Origin of the sequence: Hymenobacter sediminicola, from assembly GCF_014250515.1 — a bacterium.
Classification (GTDB): Bacteria; Bacteroidota; Bacteroidia; order Cytophagales; family Hymenobacteraceae; genus Hymenobacter; species Hymenobacter sediminicola.
This window is the reverse complement of sequence record NZ_CP060202.1, coordinates 1,139,831-1,156,688: the sequence shown is the minus strand read 5'-3', so window position 1 is coordinate 1,156,688 and position 16,858 is coordinate 1,139,831. Positions and strand designations below refer to the sequence as shown.

Here is a 16,858-nt window from a genome sequence, read left to right as displayed (position 1 = left end):
GAGGGGCAACAAAAAATCCGCCCCTCGCGGGGCGGATTCAAAGGTAAGAGGATTGCCGTTTGTGGGAGCACCCTACTTTATTGTCGTCTTGGTTTCGGTTTCCGTGACGGTACCATTGGGCTTCACGGTGGTGGTTTCTACTTCTTTCTTGGCTTTGTCCTTGCCGCCCCCGAACACCGAGAAATGCACGTAGCGCTTGGGGTTAGCCTGAAAATCGGTGAGCAGCGTGTTGGTGCTGGCAGCCGTGGCGTTGAGATTGTTATAGAGCAGCGTGTCGTTCATGAGCTTGCCCAGGGAGCCTTTCTGGTCGCTGAGGGAGCGGTTGAGCGTGGTCATGGTGCTTTGCGCTTCGGTCATGGTGGCGTTGAGCTTGCGCATGGCAGGACCTACCGGGGCATTCTTGAGCGAGTCGCTGAGAGTAGAGAAGTTGCTGGCAATCCGGTCGAACTTGGCGCTGGTCTTGTTCAAGTCAGCCGTAAGGCGCGCCATGTTGGTCGTTATTTCGTTGATGTTGCGCTGATTCATAATCAGCAGGTTTTTCAGCGCTTCAGTGCTGCCCTGGGCGTTTTGCAGTGTAGCCTGTAAGCTCAGGCGGGCGTCCTTATTCAGGAAGCTGTTTACCTTAATCAGCGTCGAATCGACGGTGCCGAGCACGGGCAGCGCCTTGGCCTGAAACGCGTCGGTAATGCTGGCCACGGTGTAAGATTTCAGGTCTTCGCCGCCATCATACACTTTTGAGTTTTTGCCCAGAAACAGGGTAATGGTTTTGGAGCCCAGCAGCGAACCACTCAGGCTGGCCACGGTCGAGTCGCCCACCACCACGTCCTTCTGCATCTCCAGCGACACGCGCACGCGGTTGGCCTGCTCTGGCATCAGTTTCATTTCCTTCACCTGCCCCACCTTGATACCGTTCAGGATGACCGGATTGCCGATGGTCAGGCCGTCCACGTTGTCATATGTGGCGAAGTACGTACGGTCTGAGGATAGCAGGTTGCTGCCTTTCAGGAAGTTAAACCCGAGATATAGCAACACTATGGCCACAATGCCCAACAGGGCCACTTTAATTTCTTTCGACACGGTGGTCTATCGTTGGAGGTGAAATATAGGAGAGGACCGGCTGCCAGGATGGCTTCCCAACGGGTTATTCCCCGTTCATGGCTTCCAACTCGTTCTTATAGTCGCGGAAAGCCCGGTAGATGCCCGAGGCCATATACGTCTGATTGGCCTTATCGTTCAGATACGCCTCTTCCTGCCGGTTGGTCAGGAAGCCGGACTCAATCAGCACCGAGGGCATCGTGGATTTCCAGAGCACCAGAAAGCCGGCCTGTTTCACGCCGCGCGAAGGCCGCCCCACCGTGGTCCGGAACTGCTTATCCACTTTCTGCGCAAACCGAATACTGTTGACGATGTGCGCACTTTGGTAGAGCGAAAACAGAATATGGCTCTGTGGCGAAGTTGGGTCGAAGCCGTTGTACTGCTCTTTATAGTTGTCTTCCTGCAGAATAACGGAATTTTCGCGCTTGGCTACGGCCAGGTTGGCGTCGGTTTTGTGCGGCCCCATCGTCCATACCTCGGTGCCATTGGCCGCCGGGCTGCTGGCATTGCAGTGGACGGAGATGAACAGGTCGGCGTTGTGCTTATTGGCGATACCTGCCCGGTCGGCCAGCTCCACAAACACATCGGTTTTGCGGGTGTATACAACCTTTACGTCCGGCATGTTCTCTTCAATCTGCCGGCCAAGCGCCAGAATGATTTTCAGCGCCACATCGGCTTCGCGGGCTTTTACGCCAGCGCAGCCCCGGTCTTTGCCGCCATGCCCGGCATCGAGCACCACGGTACGCAGGCGGTAGGCCAGCGGCTTAGACGAGAATTCAGGATGGGGTGCCGAAGATTCCGGCACCCGGGCAGCTGGTGCGCCGGAAAAACAGACCAGCCCCACCGCACACAAGGCGACAATATTCCGCACAGACTTCGTTAGTGATGGGCAGCGACGCGCTACCTTTGCAAACCGCCACAAAATAAACGAATAAAACTACGTGGCCGCACCTGAGCCCTTCCCTGACTATACGATTATGTTCTGGCCACAGTTTAGCTTGCCGGTTTGCCGGCCCGCAGTTGCGCTGCTGGCTCTGTTATGGCTGCTAGCGGCACCCGCTTTCGCCCAGGTGCCCACCCCCACCCGCCAGCCAGCTACGTCCGTTCCGGCCGATGTGCGCCGCCCGGCCCAGATTCTGCGCGCCGATACGGCCCGCTCCGGCCTGCAGCGCCCCCGTAGCGGCACTGCCGCCGATACCAGCGGCCTGGTGCGCCGCGCTCCTGGCGGCTCACCCGATTCTCTAAACGTAGCCGCTGGTGGCCGCAAAGGCAGTGTAGAAACTACTGTGAAATACGCCGCCAAAGACTCCATCCGGTTTATAGTGGGCGAAAAGAAGGCCATTCTCTACGATGCCGCCACCGTGGACTACGGCGAGATGAACCTGAAGGCCAACCTGATTACGGTAGACTACAGCAACAACCTACTCACGGCCGAAGGAACGCAGGACTCGACGGGCAAAACCCGGGGCCGTCCGGTGTTCAAGAACGGCGCCGAAACCTACCAGGCGGGCCGAATCAACTACAACTTCAAGAGCAAAAAAGGCAAGATTGCCGATGCCGTCACCCAACAGGGCGAAGGCTACGTGCACGCTGAAGTCATCAAGAAAAACCAGTTCAACGAAATATTTGGGCGCAACGGGCGCTACACTACCTGCAACCTGGAGCACCCGCACTTCTACATCAATGCCAGCAAGATGAAGGTGATTCCGGGGGAGAAAGTAGTAACCGGACCGTTTAATCTGGTTATCAGCGACATTCCTACCCCGCTGGGCTTTCTGTTCGGCTATTTCCCTTCTCCCAGCAAGAGCCGGGCTTCGGGCCTCATCATCCCCACCTTCGGCCAATCGACAGACCGGGGTTTTTTCCTGCGCAACGGGGGCTACTACTGGGCCGCCAACGACAATATCGGGCTGCGGGTAACCGGCGACATATACTCCGGAAACGAGCAACAGTTTGGTGGTTGGCGCGGTATGGCCGAAATGCAGTACCTGAAACGCTACCGCTACAATGGCCTGCTCAGCTTCGAGTTTTCGTCGCGCCCGGCCAACCAGATTCTGCAGCAGGATGGCGTGAGTGCTACCAACAACTTCCGACAGCCTCGCAAGCCCCAAACCATGTGGCTACGCTGGAACCACTCGCCCACGCCCCGGCCCGGTGGCGGGCGTTTCTCGGCCAGCGTAAGTGCCGGCAGCACCGACTACAACCAGCAGAACTCCTACGACGTGCGGCGCTACCTCACGCCGGCTTTTTCCAGTAGCATCAGCTACAGCAAACAACTGCGCAACGCGCCCATCAACTACTCTCTCAACCTGAGCCAGACCCAGAACACGGGCACTGGCACCATGAGCTTCATTCTGCCCGATGTGAGCGTGCAGGTGGCGCGGCAGTATCCGTACCAGTGGCTGGGCATCACGCCACGTGGCCGCTACTACGAGCAGCTTTCCTTCTCCTATTCGCTCACGGGCCAGAATACCGTCACGAACACGCAAAACGCACGGCAGCTTGCCGGTATTCCCCTTTTAGGTGGCACTACTACCAGTAGCGTCATTCCTATTAAACTCGACAACATTTCAAAGCTGCTTCGCAACTCACAAACCGGCCTGCGCCATGACTTTCAGATTCAGTTGGGCAGCATCAACTTCCTGAAACATTTGAACCTGACGCCTTCTATCAGCTATAACGAGTTGTGGTACTTCAAGAAGCTTGACTACAGCTACAACTCTGCCGCGCAGGCCATTCGTATTGATACTGTCGCCAGCTTCAACCGGCTTTCCAGCTATTCTGGTGGGCTCAATCTAGGCACCAGCATCTATGGCACACTGGTGCGCAAAGGCACCCGCAAGTTTCAGGCAATACGCCACAAGCTTACGCCCAACATCAGCTACCAGTTTGCGCCCTCCCGCAACCCCAACTATTACCAGTCTCTCAACCTGCCGCTGGGCTCCATCCGAGACGCGTCAGGCCGGGTCATCGACACGCGTATCTTTTCCCGCTATGAGGGCTTTCTGTATGGCGCACCTGCCGGGCAGCGCCAGAGCCAAATTAGCTTCTCGTTGCAGAATGCCGTGGAAATGAAGGTGCGGAACAGCAACGACACTACAGGCACCACTCCTTTCAACAAAGTCAGTCTAATTGATGGACTGGATTTCGGCTTTGGCTACAATTTTCTGGCAGACTCGCTGAAACTTACACCTCTGTCCGCTTCTTTCCGGACGCAGGTTGCCAAGAAGCTCAGCATCACAATGAGCGCCTCATTTGACTTCTATCAGCGCGACACTTCCGGCGTTGCAATTGATAAATATCTATTTGAGCAGGATAGCCGCCGACTGGCCCGCCTCACTACGGCTTCGCTGCAGATGAACTACCAGTTCAACCCGGCCGCGAAGCCGAACAAGAAATCCAACGTGCCGCGTGCCGTGGCTCCCGTCAACGACCCGGCTCTAGGCAATCCGAACCCGATTAATCCGTACGAGGATTATGTGGATTTTGAGCTGCCTTGGGAAATGACCACCGGCTTCTCCATGCTCTATGCCGACCCCGGCGTGCGGCCCACTACCATCCTCTACACCCGCCCCCGGGCTTTCACGTCGGCTTCGCTTAACCTGGGCGGCTCCGTGAAACTGACCAACAACCTGCGCATCGGCTACACCACCAACTACGACTTCATCAACAAAACTCCGGCCTTCACTTCGCTCGACATTTACCGCGACCTGCACTGCTGGCAGATTACGGGCAACTGGCGGCCATTCCGTGGCTACGGCCAGGGGTATTTCATCACTATTGCCGCCAAATCGTCGCTGCTGCAAGACCTGAAGCTGAACCGTAACCGCACGTTCCTGAACTACTAGCCGGTAGCAGCAATACATGGCGCGCGTCATGCAGAAGGCGGTATAAGTGGACTGTCGCCGGCTCTTTTCTGAAAAATCCGCAGCTTTGGTTTCTGGTGGAGCGTGTTTTGCGTCTCACCTCAGTTCAACAAAGCTTTTACCCAACCAAGACCTAAGCTCATGTCCCAGCACAAGGAAGTCAAGCTCGTGACCACGCACCAACTGCTGGCCATGAAGCAGCGCAGTGAGAAAATCTCCATGCTCACCGCCTACGACTTTTCAATGGCGACCATTCTCGATGGTGCGGGCATTGATGTACTGCTCGTCGGCGACTCGGCCTCCAACGTAATGGCGGGCCACGAAACCACGCTACCCATCACCCTCGACCAGATGATTTATCATGCCTCCAGCGTGGTACGTGCCGTGAAGCGCGCTTTGGTGGTGGTCGATATGCCGTTTGGCTCGTACCAAGGCAATTCATCGGAGGCGTTGCGCTCCGCCATCCGCATCATGAAGGAATCAGGAGGACACGCCATCAAGCTGGAAGGCGGCGCCGAAATCCGCGAGTCTATTACCCGTATTCTTACGGCCGGCATCCCAGTGATGGGCCATCTAGGCCTCACGCCACAAAGCATCTATAAGTTTGGCACCTACACGGTCCGCGCTAAGGAAGATGCCGAGGCCCAGAAGCTGATTGAAGATGCCATGTTGCTCCAGGAGTTAGGCTGCTTTGCTGTAGTTTTGGAGAAGATTCCGTCGACGCTGGCCAAGCAAGTAGCCGAGAAGCTCACCATTCCCGTCATTGGTATCGGGGCCGGCCCCGACGTAGATGGTCAGGTGCTGGTAGTACACGACATGCTGGGCATTACCAAAGAGTTCAAGCCCCGCTTCCTGCGCCGCTACGCCGAACTAGGTGACCTGATGAGCGACGCCGTGCAGCGCTACATTCAGGACGTAAAAAACCGCGACTTCCCCAGCAAGGAAGAAGCGTACTAAACCCAATGAGCAAGTAGCCGTGCGCAACAAACAATTGCCATTGATACGCACGGCTGCGCCGTTGCTCATTGCTCATTATTAATTGTTCATTGCCCCAAAGTGAATCGTCCGAATCTGTGGTCGGAACGGAAAGAAATTCTGTTCGAAGACAATCATTTGCTCGTCATCAATAAGCCAGCCGGCCTGCTCGTGCAGGGCGACGCTACCGGCGACGAGCCCCTTTCGGCCAAGGCTGAGGAATACCTGCGCTTCAAATACAAAAAGCCCGGCGCCGCCTTTGTAGGTGTAGCGCACCGCATCGACCGGCCCGTGAGCGGCATCGTTATTCTGGCCAAAACCAGCAAAGCGCTGAGCCGGCTGAATGAGATGTTCCGCGACAACAAGATTCATAAAACGTATTGGGCCCTCACCGGCAAGTGTCCTGAGCCTACCAGCGGCCACCTGACCCACTGGCTCGTGAAAGACCCTATCCGCAATACCACCAAGGCCTATCCGGAACGTCATGGGCAGGGCCTGAAGTCGGATCTGGACTTTCAGGTGCTGGGCCAGGCCGGCAACCGCTGGCTTATTCAGGTGAATCCCATTACGGGGCGTCCGCACCAAATTCGGGTGCAACTCAGCACTGGCCTTGGCACTCCTATTGTCGGCGACGTAAAATACGGCTTTCTATCTCCGCTACCCGACGTCAGCATTGCACTGCACGCCCGCCAGTTGCAACTGCAGCACCCGGTAACCAAGGAGGAGATGGTGTTTGTGGCTCCGCTGCCCGAAATGCCTCATTGGGAAGCAGCCCAGGCGTACTACTAAACCTCTAGCAGTACCAATAGCGGCGCCGACTGCAAGTGTGTTTCGCACTGGTAGTCGGCGCCGCTGCTTATTTGGTGGAGGAGTATATGAATAACATTTTGGCCTTTTATAGAGGCAAATTGCACTCCCGGCAAGCGTGGCAGTAGTTTTGTAAAACGGCTTCTGAACTAAACCCCGGCTTTCGGGCTTTTGCGCGTTAGAACACCAGCCGTTCCGGACGCTGCCTTTAACTATCCTTGCCCATGGCGATTCTCGTTTTCTTTGTTGCCCACTACTACTTGTCGCTGTTTACGCAGACGTTCTATCTGCACCGCTACGCCGCGCACAAGATGTTCACCATGAACAAGTTTTGGGAACGGTTCTTTTTCCTGTTCACCTACATCTGCCAGGGTTCTTCGTTCCTGTCCCCGCGGGCCTATGCGCTACTGCACCGCATGCACCATGCCTACTCCGACACGGAGATGGACCCACACTCCCCGCTATTCTCCTCGAACGCCTTTTCGATGATGTGGAAGACGAAGAACATCTATAACGATGTGCTGAACCGCAACTACGCTGCCGCCGAGCGATTCGAAGGTGATTATCCGGAGTGGAACCTGATTGAGAACATCGGTGACAAATGGTATTCGCGCCTGGGCTGGGGTACAGCGTACGTGCTGTTCTATATCAACTTCGCTACGGCATGGTGGCAGTATCTGCTGCTCCCGATCCACTTCCTGATGGGCCCGATTCATGGTGCCATCGTGAACTGGGGCGGCCACAAATACGGCTACCAGAACTTCGACAACCACGACCATTCCAAAAACACGCTGGCGCTGGATTTTCTGGCTTTCGGGGAGTTGTTTCAGAACAACCACCACAAGCTGCCCATGCGCGTCAACTTCGGCGTGAAATGGTGGGAGTTTGATCCGACGTACGTTGCTATCTGGACGCTGGACAAGGCCCGCATCATCAAAATCAAGCGCAAAGTGACGGCGCAAAAGCTGCAGGTAGCAGCCTAGCCATTCTTTTTTAAGCTAAAAAAGGCTGCCCGTGCGTACGGGCAGCCTTTTTTATGTACTCCTGTCGCGCCAGAGCCATTACTATCTGATTGAATCTGCGTGGCGCTTTCAATCCGCCGATTCTCTGCGTACCTTTGCGCCTCACTTTCAACCAGACGCACGAGTTGCGTCGCTTAACCAACCCGGTTTATGGCAGTTAAAATCCGCCTCGCCCGTCGCGGCCGCAAAAAGGCCGCTCAGTTCGATATCGTTGTTGCCGATTCGCGCGCTCCGCGTGACGGCCGCTTCATCGAAAAAATCGGTACCTACGACCCCAACACGAACCCTGCCTCGATCAACTTCGATGGCGAAAAGGCTTTCGCTTGGATCATGAAAGGTGCTGAGCCTACCGACACGGTACGTGCTATGCTCTCTTACCGTGGTGTGCTTTACCGCAAGCACCTGCAGCTAGGTGTTATCAAAGGCGCTATTTCGCAGGAAACTGCTGACGAGCGTTTCACTTCCTGGAAAGAGCAGAAAGACGCCAAAATCGAAGGCAAGCGTACCAACATTGGTACGGCTAAGGACGAAGCCCGCAAGGCTGCCCTGGCTGCTGAGTCTAAAGTAAAAGAGGCTCGCGCTGAAGCTATCCGCAAGAAAAACACGCCTGCTCCAACGGAAGCTCCTGCTGCCGAAGGTGAAACGACCGACGCTGAAGCTCCGGCCGAAACGACGGAAGAAGCCGGCGCTTAATTTCTGGTGCCTGCCTAGTGATTAAGGAATTAGGTGATTAAGCAATGAAGAGTCTGGCCGCCTCGGCTGCCGGATTCCTCTTCCTTAATCACCTAATTCCTTAATTCCCTAATCATACCTCTCCATGACCGTAGATGACTGCTACCTGCTGGGCTCTATTGGGAAGCCACATGGCCTGAAAGGGTTTGTGGCAGCCTTTCTGGACGTCGACAATCCGGACTCTTACCGCAAGGTGAAGTCGGTGTGGCTGGAAATGCCGGCTACCCCCGGCAAGCTAGTTGCCTACGACATTGAAAAGCTGCAACCCCAGTCCAACGAGCGAGCTTTGCTCAAGCTCAAGGGCATAGACCGGATAGAAGAGGCTGAGCCACTGCGCAACGCCAAGCTCTACCGTCCTTTGCAGGAGTTGCCAGCCTTGGAAGAAGACCAGTTCTACTTCCACGATGTTATTGGCTATGCAGTAGTGGATGAACAGCTAGGCGAGCTAGGCACGGTGGAAGCATTCTACGAACTGCCGCAGCAGGATGTGCTGGCGATGCGCTACCAGGGTCAGGAGGTGCTGATTCCGGTAGTAGACGAGCTAGTATCGCACGCCGACCAAGCGACCCGGACACTGCATGTCAATCTGCCGGAAGGCTTGCTGGATGTGTATCTGACGCCTCCCTCGCGTGAGCGGGACGAGCCCGACGAGTTCGAAGAAGCGTAGCGACTCTATTCTGCCAAGCTATGCGTATCGATATCGTGACGTGCCAGCCGGATTTGCTGGTCAGCCCCTTTGCGCATTCCATCGTGAAGCGTGCACAGGACAAAGGGCTGGCCGAAATCCAGTTGCACGACCTGCGCCGTTACGCCATCAACAAGCACGGTCAGATTGATGACTATGTGTTTGGAGGTGGGGCCGGCATGGTACTGCGTGTAGAACCCATTGCAGCCTGCTTCGATGAGCTTTTGGCTCAGCGCAGCTACGACGCCATCATCTACCTAACGCCCGACGGCGAAACCCTACGTCAGCCACTTGTCAACCGACTGTCGCTGGCGGGCAACCTGCTCATTTTGTGCGGGCACTACAAGGGGGTCGACGAGCGGATTCGGCAGGCCTATATCACCCACGAAATCAGCATTGGCGACTATGTACTGAGTGGGGGTGAAATGGGCGCGGCAGTACTAGTAGATGCGGTGGTGCGGTTGCTGCCGGGCGTGCTGGGCAACGAAGAATCGGCCCTGAGCGACTCGTTTCAGGATAACTTGCTTGCACCGCCAGTATATACCCGGCCGGCGGAGTGGCGGGGCCAATCCGTCCCTGAGATTCTACTCTCTGGCAATACCCCCAAAATTGACGTCTGGCGGCACGACCAAGCTCTGGAAAGAACTCGCCAGCGCCGCCCAGATTTGCTTTCTTAAGCTGTGAAAGCCAAGACGCTGTGCGAAATAGCGGAAGGATGTTGCCTCTAGCACGCATATTCCTCACATTTCCACAGGTAGCAGATTCTCACAGTTGTAATCATCAAAACAGAGGGCTATATTTGCGCCTCTTTACCCGAAACCCCTCGGGCGGCGCGGCCGTCCTTCACAGTTTTTTCAGCCATGAGCGTACTACTCGATTTTATTCAGCAGGAATCCCAGGAGCGCCGCGCCAGCTTCCCCGCCTTTGCTGCCGGCGACACCATCAACGTCCACGTAAAGATTCGTGAGGGCAACAAGGAGCGCGTTCAGCAGTTCCAGGGTGTAGTTATCCAGCGCAAAAACTCCAACTCAAACGGTGAGACTTTCACGGTTCGGAAAATCTCCAACCAGATTGGTACCGAGCGTATCTTCCCCCTCCTGTCGCCAAACATCGACAAGATCGAAGTAATCCGTCGCGGTAAAGTACGTCGTGCTCGTCTGTTCTACCTGCGTGGCCTGTCGGGCAAAGCTGCTCGTATCAAAGAGAAGCGTCGCACGGTGGTTGCTACCGAAGCATAAGCGTACTGCTTGTCTATACAAAAGCCGGTTTCTCTCAGCAGAAACCGGCTTTTGCTTTTAACAGTAGCTATAGACCACACAAAAAAGGCGCCTCTGATGAGGCGCCTTTTTTGTGTGGTCTATAGTATTTCAGCTAGCTATTAGCAGCCGAATCCTGTTTCAAGTCCTGCTCAGCTGATGCTTGCGCACCGGATACCTGTTTGGCAGCAGCACTCAGTGCTTCGCCTAGCTTCACAACCCGCTCGGCGGTATTGGGGTTTTCGGCGAAAACGGCTGCTTTTGTCGTGTTATCACCAAGACGGCGCAACAGGCGCGACACCACATCTTTGTCGATGGCTCCGCCGTTGAAATGCGCCTTCAACTCCTGCATGTCTACCACTATCTGGTGCAATTCCGGGTTGTTGACATCTTTTAGATCTTCAATCCAGCGCTGAAAGTGGTTGTCGAGACCGGAACGGTCGGCTTCTTCCTGCAAATCACTACCGAGGATTTTTGCGGCGCCGTCCAGATGGTTTTGATGTTGGGTATCGTCTTTAGGCTGTTTGTGGAATGACATAGTCAGAAAGGTTAGCTCCCGGCCAGCGAGAGAATGGGAATACACGTGCAAACGCAGCCCTTTCCGGAAAGGTTATGAAACCGAAGCGTGCCAATACGCGGCAGACCCTTACTTTCGTTTCAGCGTATCGTTTCGCCTCTTGCTGCTGCATATGAAAAGTATTCTGGCCAGTTTCTGGCTGCTGGTTATGTCCGGGGCTGCGGTTGCGCAGTCTGCTCCCACTGCTACTCCCCAAAAATCGGCTGTTTACTGGCAGCAACAGGTGAACTACTCCATTGATGTAACGCTTGATGACAAGCAGCACCTGCTAACAGGCCGGGAAGAGTTAGTATACACTAACAACTCACCCGACGCGCTGCCCTTCATCTGGTTTCATTTGTGGCCCAACGCTTACCGCGACGACAACACCGCGTTTGCGAAACAGCAGCTACGCAACGGCAGCCGGAAGTTTCACTTTGCCGGACCAGACCAGCGCGGCTACATAGATCAGCTTGACTTTCAGGTGAACGGCCAACCAGCTAAGTTGGAGTTGGACCTGGCAAATCCTGATATGGCCAAGCTGACGCTGCCCCAGCGGTTGGCGCCCGGTGCCAGCATTACTATCACAACTCCGTTCCGAGTAAAGATTCCGGATTCATTTTCGCGCTTCGGGCATGTAGAGCAGAGCTACCAGATTACGCAGTGGTACCCGAAGCCAGCCGTGTATGACCGGAAAGGCTGGCATGCTATGCCTTATCTGGACCAAGGCGAGTTCTACTCAGAATTCGGCTCGTTTGACGTCCGCATTACACTGCCCGCCAACTATACGGTAGGCGCTACGGGTGTACTGCAAAACCCCGAGGAGCAGCAGCGCCTCAACCAGCTGGCAGCAGCTACCGCAACCAAGAAAGCCCAAGCCGATTTTGGCTCTGATTTATCGTTTCCGCTTTCTGCGCCCGAGACCAAAACCCTGCGCTATACCCAAGACCGGGTGCACGACTTTGCCTGGTTCGCCGATAAACGCTTCAATGTGCTGAAAAGCGGTGTTATACTGCCTTCAGGCCGCCAGGTTGATACCTGGGTACTCTTTACCAACAAAGAGGCCGAGAAGTGGCTCAAAGGGCTTCAGGACGTAGACTCGGCGGTGGTGTATTACTCCCGCTGGGTAGGCGAATATCCGTACAGCGCCGCTACGGCCGTGGATGGCGCTCTGAGTGCCGGCTCGGGCATGGAATATCCGATGGTGACCGTGACGCAGCCTTCCGCTATTGTGCATGAAGTGGGCCACAACTGGTTCTACGGTATTCTGGCTAGCAACGAGCGAGACTTTGCTTGGATGGATGAAGGAGTAAACTCCTACATCGAAAACCGCGTGGCGGAACGCAACGGCGGCACTGGCGGCTTGTTGGGCCTACCCACGAAAGGCGCCGGCGCCCGGGCCCTGACGCTGGACGGCTTGCCCAATGCGGCCGTCAACTCAATCCCCTACCAGGCCGTAGCCAGCCGCTCCCTCGATCAGCCAGTGAATAATTTCACTTCCGCAGAATACGGCAAGCTCAACTACGGCATCATTGTGTACAGCAAAACAGCTTCGTTGCTGCACTACCTAGCTTCTTATCTGGGGCAGGAGAAGTTTGATGAGGCAATGCATGCCTATTACGAGCAATGGAAGTTCCGCCACCCCTATCCGGAAGACATGCAGGTGGTGTTTGAGGCCGTAGCAGGTCAAAAGTTGGGCTGGTTCTTTCAGGATATGCTCAACGGCCAGCATCGATACAATGCGGTGCTCTCCAAGTCGAAGGTAGAAAAGGGGCAGCGCAAGGTGCTGGTCCGCAACGATTCGCCGGCCCCGTTCCCATTTCCGGTTGCGACGCTGGATGCCCGTGGCAATGTTCTGGAAACCAAATGGACCCAGCCGTTTGCCCGCACTGATGAGGAAGATGACGCCATTCTATGGTTCCGCAACGAGAATGTAGCGGCCGTGGTAGCCGACCCGGCTTACGTAACTCCGCAGCTCAACCGCCGCGACGACCGGCTGAAAACAACCGGCTCCCTCCGGGCCCTGGAGCAGATCCGGCTACGGCCGCTGTTCAGTCCGGAACGCTGGGACCAGGCGGCCATCAACTGGATGCCGGTGCTGGGCGCAAACACGTCGGACAAGTTCATGCTGGGCGCAGCGTTTTACAACAGCTTGGTGAACGTCAAGAAGTTCAGCTACCTCGCCATGCCCATGTATAGCTTCAACCAGCGGGAACTGAACGGCATCGGGATGCTGAACCTCAACATTCTGCCGGAGCGGGTGACGCGCCGCGCCGTAGTTGGGGTGTTGCTGCAACGCTTCGAGCGTTACCGCAAAGTGGAGCCTAGCCTTACACTCTCGTTTCCCCATTCAGCTTTCAATGCCCCACAGCATACCGTGAAATTGGCCAACACGGCCATCGACGACCAGGATGCCGGCACTACGTCCAGCATTCAGTCGGTGGAATACGGCTTGAAAGCTGGTAATGCCTTGTATCAATGGAACGTGAAAGGGGAATTCAACTACCTCACTCCCAGCCTGACCGATGACAACGTACGTACTTCTGCAGCACTGTTACGGGCTGAAGTAAGCTATCTGCGCTATTATTCGTCCAAGAAAAGCTTCTCGGTACGGCTGTTCGGCGGCAGTTTTCTCAACAAAACCAATGACGCGCCTTTCTACATTGGCCTGAGCGGCAGCCCTGATTACCGTCGCCAAACAATGTTCCTGGACCGCCAGCAGATTTCGCCTAGCCTAGCCGCGCAGCAACACCAGTTTGATGGCCGGGATGGGGCTTTCAAGGCCTATCTGCTCGTAGCTAGCAGACGCTGGCTCACCACGCTCAATCTGCAGGCCGATTTACCGGTATCTTCATTGGGGCTGTTTGCCGACTTTGGCCTTACCCAGGAATCTACTGTAGTCACCGAGAATGGTGGTGCCCAGCGCGCTTTCTATGATGCCGGTATTGCGGTGCCTCTGTTCAGCAAGCTGCTGAGCTTCTACTTCCCAGTTGCTGGCTCGCAGTATGCCAATGGCCTTCCTTCCAGCGGCAAAGATTTCACAAACCAGATTCGCTTCGTGCTTCGCCTCGACCAGTTGAGCCCCTTCCGACTCATTGACGAGCAGTTGGCCCAGTAGTCTTTGGAGTAATTCCATCCTTCCGTATGCGCTTCTCTGGTGGTGCTCTGCTTTTGTTGCTGAACAGCATGTTGCTGTACGGCTGCCGCACGGACATTGGGGAGCTGTCAACTTTTTCGGCAGAACGCAAGCTGCTGCAAGTAGTGGTAGAAATGCCGGCCGGTACCAACCACGCCAAGCGCTACGATGCGGCCAGCGGCAACTTTGTGCCAGAACGCCGTGCCGGCCTCGACCTAGTGGTGGAGTTTTTGCCCTGCCCCGGCAACAGTGGCTTCATCCCCGGAACTGCCGCGGGCCCTATTGGCTCGCCACCGCTGGCGGCCTTGGTGTTGGCAGAAGCACAGCCGAGTGGCACCGTGCTGGAAGTACTCCCCATCGGCCTGCTCACCCTCGACGACAATGGCACTATGCGCCCGGTAGTGCTGGCCGTACCTGCGCGCCCCAGCCAGCAAATTCTGCCCGAAGCTGACTCCTGGCAGAGTTTTATCAGCAACTACCCCGGTGCCCGGGAAGTAGTCCGGCAATGGTACCTGCACCTAGGCAGGCGCGGCGAAATCCGAATTGTAAGCTGGAAGGACGAAAAAGCGGCCGAGCAGCAGGTGCGAGCCGCCATGAAATAAAAACTGCACCCCAATAAGCTCACAAAAAAGCCCTACCGAAATCCGGCAGGGCTTTTTTGTGAGCTTGTGAATAGGGCAGAAACCTATTCAATCTTGTTCATACGCTCTTTCACAGCTTCCAGTGCTACGCGCATGTTCACAATGTCGGTGCGGGCAGCTTCCTGCTCTTTCAGGTTCAAGTCAATAAGGTTGTTGTACTGCAACAGTTCGGCGGCGTTCTGCGCCAGCTGCTGCTGAATTTCAGCCTTTTTCAGCTTATTCTTCTCGATGTCCTTCTTGATAGCATCCGACTTTTGAATCACAGCCATGTGGTTGTCCTGCGACGACACTAGGGAGCGTTCAGCCTGTGCAACCTGCACAGCAAGGTCTTCACGGTAAAGCATACGAGCAAAGTCCTTGAGGTATTTCTCTGCCGACTTCCACTGTACCGGCGTGGCATCTTTGCCCAAGTAAGCATTGCCCAAGTCAATTGACCACCACACCGACGTACCGGTTGGGGTAGCGTCAATTTTGCTGATAACCCGGATAGGGGTTTTGGAAATGTCCTCGATAACCACACCATCCATGGAGTAAACGCCTTTGTCGGCTTTTACTTTGCTGCCGAACTGGGTATCAAGCTGCTTTTTCCAGGATTCATCAACCCGCTTGCTGTCCAGCTGAATAGTCACTCGTTGGCCTTTACGCGGAATGCCTTTGATGGCCATTTCTGTTTCGTCGACGGGTGACTTCTGCGCGTAGCCAGCCACCGTCAGCACAAACATCAGCAGAGAGAGGAGTACGCCTTTTTTCATGTGTATGAAGTAATTAAAAGAAAGGGAAGTCTCAGTTATGTCCGGTTTTCGTAATCCGGCTCACCAAATTTAACTACAGTCCTATCATCTCGCTAGGCCGCCTCTCCTTTTTTTTACCCTAAGTTTACTTTTATTCAATAGGTTATATTATATATTGTTTAACTACAAATAATACCATTTATCAATTCGCATACCCCTGCTCCGTTCAGGAGCATATCTGCGTAGAACAAACAAACCTTCTGTCTCTCTGTTGACCTCAACTATGCCCGTAACCGTCTGCCGTAAAGAGCACTTCAATGCCGCCCACCGCCTGCACAATGCTGCCTGGAGCGACGAGCAAAACCAGCGTGTGTTTGGCAAATGCAACAATCCCCACTACCATGGCCACAACTACGAACTCATCGTTCGTTTGACAGGTGAGACGGACCCTGAGACAGGCTATGTCTATGACATGAAGCGGCTGAGTGACCTCATCAAACGCGAGATTCTGGATACCTTTGACCACCGGAATCTGAATTTGGATACGGAAGAATTTCGCCACCTTAATCCTACCGCCGAAAACATAGCGGTAGTCATCTGGAACCGGCTGCGTCCACACCTTGCTGCGCCGCTGGCCCTCTCAGTCACACTGTATGAGACTGAGCGCAATTTTGTAGAATACCATGGATAATGCCGTGCCCGTTCCGGGCAGCGACCTGCGCCCTGCCGACGCACATCTGCCCGCCGATTTACATACCCCGCTTCGAGCTGATGCCTTTGTGCTCAGTGATGAGGAAAAGATTGCGGGCATTACAGACCACTTCCGGGAAATCATGCAGTTGCTGGGCCTCGACCTTACGGACGACAGTCTGGCAGGTACGCCCCGGCGTGTAGCCAAGATGTACGTGCAGGAGTGGTTCCGGGGCCTGCACCCGGAGCACCGCCCCGATGTGCGACTGTTTGACAACCGCTACCAATACGGCCAGATGCTGCTGGAGCGCGACATTACACTTTTCTCCTGCTGTGAGCACCACTTTGTGCCGATTATTGGGAAGGCGCACGTAGCATATCTGCCCGGCGAAAACGTGGTGGGCCTGAGCAAGCTCAACCGGGTGGTGCAGTATTATGCCCGCCGACCGCAGGTGCAGGAACGCCTCACGCGCCAGATTGCGGAAGAGTTGAAGCAGAGCCTGCACACCGACAATGTAGCCGTGCTGATTGAGGCAGACCACTTATGCGTTATGAGCCGCGGAGTGAATGATACCAGCAGCTCCACGATTACGGCAGAGTACAGCGGAGCCTTTGGGACAGATGCCACCCTACGCGCCGAATTTTTGCGGCTGATAGGGAAATAAC

16 protein-coding genes are annotated in these 16,858 nt (G+C 55.3%); 12 read left to right on the top strand and 4 right to left on the bottom strand.

Features of this window, described 5'->3' with window-relative positions; genetic code table 11:
- Positions 1 to 72 precede the first annotated feature (72 nt).
- Positions 73 to 1,077, bottom strand: a complete 1,005-nt coding sequence (locus tag H4317_RS04975; RefSeq protein ID WP_185889046.1) for an MlaD family protein — start codon at positions 1,075 to 1,077, stop codon at positions 73 to 75.
- A 64-nt stretch (positions 1,078 to 1,141) separates the two neighbouring features.
- Positions 1,142 to 1,855 (bottom strand): N-acetylmuramoyl-L-alanine amidase family protein, encoded by a 714-nt coding sequence (locus H4317_RS04970; RefSeq protein WP_185889944.1) that lies wholly within the window; start codon positions 1,853 to 1,855, stop codon positions 1,142 to 1,144.
- 181 nt (positions 1,856 to 2,036) lie between these two features.
- Between H4317_RS04970 and H4317_RS04965 the strand changes: the two genes are divergently transcribed.
- From H4317_RS04965 to rplS, 8 genes are all read left to right on the top strand, one after another.
- A complete protein-coding gene (locus tag H4317_RS04965; RefSeq protein ID WP_185889045.1) occupies positions 2,037 to 4,943 on the top strand; it encodes a putative LPS assembly protein LptD in 2,907 nt (968 codons plus the stop codon).
- 159 nt (positions 4,944 to 5,102) lie between these two features.
- The gene (panB, locus tag H4317_RS04960) at positions 5,103 to 5,918 is read left to right on the top strand and encodes a 3-methyl-2-oxobutanoate hydroxymethyltransferase (RefSeq protein ID WP_185889044.1); all 816 of its coding nucleotides are present in this window, start codon (positions 5,103 to 5,105) and stop codon (positions 5,916 to 5,918) included.
- A gap of 99 nt (positions 5,919 to 6,017) precedes the next feature.
- On the top strand, positions 6,018 to 6,725 hold the full coding sequence (locus H4317_RS04955; RefSeq protein ID WP_185889043.1) for an RluA family pseudouridine synthase: 708 nt from the start codon (positions 6,018 to 6,020) through the stop codon (positions 6,723 to 6,725).
- 242 nt (positions 6,726 to 6,967) lie between these two features.
- Entirely contained in the window at positions 6,968 to 7,726 is a 759-nt protein-coding gene (locus H4317_RS04950) for an acyl-CoA desaturase (protein ID WP_185889042.1), read from the top strand.
- Between the two features lie 189 nt (positions 7,727 to 7,915).
- Positions 7,916 to 8,458: a 30S ribosomal protein S16 gene (locus H4317_RS04945; protein WP_185889041.1), complete on the top strand. Its 543-nt coding sequence runs from the start codon at positions 7,916 to 7,918 to the stop codon at positions 8,456 to 8,458.
- 124 nt (positions 8,459 to 8,582) lie between these two features.
- Entirely contained in the window at positions 8,583 to 9,164 is a 582-nt protein-coding gene (gene rimM, locus H4317_RS04940) for a ribosome maturation factor RimM (RefSeq protein WP_185889040.1), read from the top strand.
- A 20-nt stretch (positions 9,165 to 9,184) separates the two neighbouring features.
- On the top strand, positions 9,185 to 9,859 hold the full coding sequence (gene trmD, locus H4317_RS04935) for a tRNA (guanosine(37)-N1)-methyltransferase TrmD (protein WP_185889039.1): 675 nt from the start codon (positions 9,185 to 9,187) through the stop codon (positions 9,857 to 9,859).
- Between the two features lie 183 nt (positions 9,860 to 10,042).
- The gene (rplS, locus tag H4317_RS04930) at positions 10,043 to 10,420 is read left to right on the top strand and encodes a 50S ribosomal protein L19 (protein ID WP_185889038.1); all 378 of its coding nucleotides are present in this window, start codon (positions 10,043 to 10,045) and stop codon (positions 10,418 to 10,420) included.
- A 133-nt stretch (positions 10,421 to 10,553) separates the two neighbouring features.
- Here rplS and H4317_RS04925 read toward each other — a convergent pair whose 3' ends face one another.
- Positions 10,554 to 10,976 carry a hypothetical protein gene (locus tag H4317_RS04925; RefSeq protein ID WP_185889037.1) on the bottom strand — a complete coding sequence of 141 codons (423 nt, stop codon included), beginning with the start codon at positions 10,974 to 10,976 and terminating at the stop codon, positions 10,554 to 10,556.
- A gap of 151 nt (positions 10,977 to 11,127) precedes the next feature.
- Between H4317_RS04925 and H4317_RS04920 the strand changes: the two genes are divergently transcribed.
- Both H4317_RS04920 and H4317_RS04915 read left to right on the top strand, forming a co-directional pair.
- Positions 11,128 to 14,112, top strand: coding sequence for a M1 family metallopeptidase (locus H4317_RS04920; RefSeq protein ID WP_185889036.1), 2,985 nt, complete (start codon positions 11,128 to 11,130; stop codon positions 14,110 to 14,112).
- A gap of 26 nt (positions 14,113 to 14,138) precedes the next feature.
- Positions 14,139 to 14,732 carry an inorganic diphosphatase gene (locus tag H4317_RS04915; RefSeq protein ID WP_185889035.1) on the top strand — a complete coding sequence of 198 codons (594 nt, stop codon included), beginning with the start codon at positions 14,139 to 14,141 and terminating at the stop codon, positions 14,730 to 14,732.
- An 83-nt stretch (positions 14,733 to 14,815) separates the two neighbouring features.
- Here H4317_RS04915 and H4317_RS04910 read toward each other — a convergent pair whose 3' ends face one another.
- Positions 14,816 to 15,523, bottom strand: a complete 708-nt coding sequence (locus H4317_RS04910; protein WP_185889034.1) for a hypothetical protein — start codon at positions 15,521 to 15,523, stop codon at positions 14,816 to 14,818.
- 262 nt (positions 15,524 to 15,785) lie between these two features.
- On the opposite strand from H4317_RS04910, the gene H4317_RS04905 reads away from it, so the two are divergent.
- Together H4317_RS04905 and folE are read left to right on the top strand one after the other, a co-directional pair.
- A complete protein-coding gene (locus tag H4317_RS04905) occupies positions 15,786 to 16,193 on the top strand; it encodes a 6-pyruvoyl trahydropterin synthase family protein (protein WP_185889033.1) in 408 nt (135 codons plus the stop codon).
- Positions 16,186 to 16,857: a GTP cyclohydrolase I FolE gene (gene folE, locus H4317_RS04900; RefSeq protein WP_185889032.1), complete on the top strand. Its 672-nt coding sequence runs from the start codon at positions 16,186 to 16,188 to the stop codon at positions 16,855 to 16,857. Before H4317_RS04905 ends, folE begins: the two co-directional genes overlap by 8 nt.
- The last annotated feature ends 1 nt before the right edge of the window (position 16,858 follow it).

Coding starts and splice junctions, on each gene's coding strand:
- H4317_RS04915 (WP_185889035.1), top strand. CDS start 14,139: ATGCGCTTCTCTGGTGGTGCTCTGCTTTTGTTGCTGAACAGCATGTTG.
- H4317_RS04910 (WP_185889034.1), bottom strand. CDS start 15,523: ATGAAAAAAGGCGTACTCCTCTCTCTGCTGATGTTTGTGCTGACGGTG.
- H4317_RS04920 (WP_185889036.1), top strand. CDS start 11,128: ATGAAAAGTATTCTGGCCAGTTTCTGGCTGCTGGTTATGTCCGGGGCT.
- trmD (WP_185889039.1), top strand. CDS start 9,185: ATGCGTATCGATATCGTGACGTGCCAGCCGGATTTGCTGGTCAGCCCC.
- rplS (WP_185889038.1), top strand. CDS start 10,043: ATGAGCGTACTACTCGATTTTATTCAGCAGGAATCCCAGGAGCGCCGC.
- H4317_RS04950 (WP_185889042.1), top strand. CDS start 6,968: ATGGCGATTCTCGTTTTCTTTGTTGCCCACTACTACTTGTCGCTGTTT.
- rimM (WP_185889040.1), top strand. CDS start 8,583: ATGACCGTAGATGACTGCTACCTGCTGGGCTCTATTGGGAAGCCACAT.
- H4317_RS04925 (WP_185889037.1), bottom strand. CDS start 10,976: ATGTCATTCCACAAACAGCCTAAAGACGATACCCAACATCAAAACCAT.
- panB (WP_185889044.1), top strand. CDS start 5,103: ATGTCCCAGCACAAGGAAGTCAAGCTCGTGACCACGCACCAACTGCTG.
- H4317_RS04945 (WP_185889041.1), top strand. CDS start 7,916: ATGGCAGTTAAAATCCGCCTCGCCCGTCGCGGCCGCAAAAAGGCCGCT.
- folE (WP_185889032.1), top strand. CDS start 16,186: ATGGATAATGCCGTGCCCGTTCCGGGCAGCGACCTGCGCCCTGCCGAC.
- H4317_RS04905 (WP_185889033.1), top strand. CDS start 15,786: ATGCCCGTAACCGTCTGCCGTAAAGAGCACTTCAATGCCGCCCACCGC.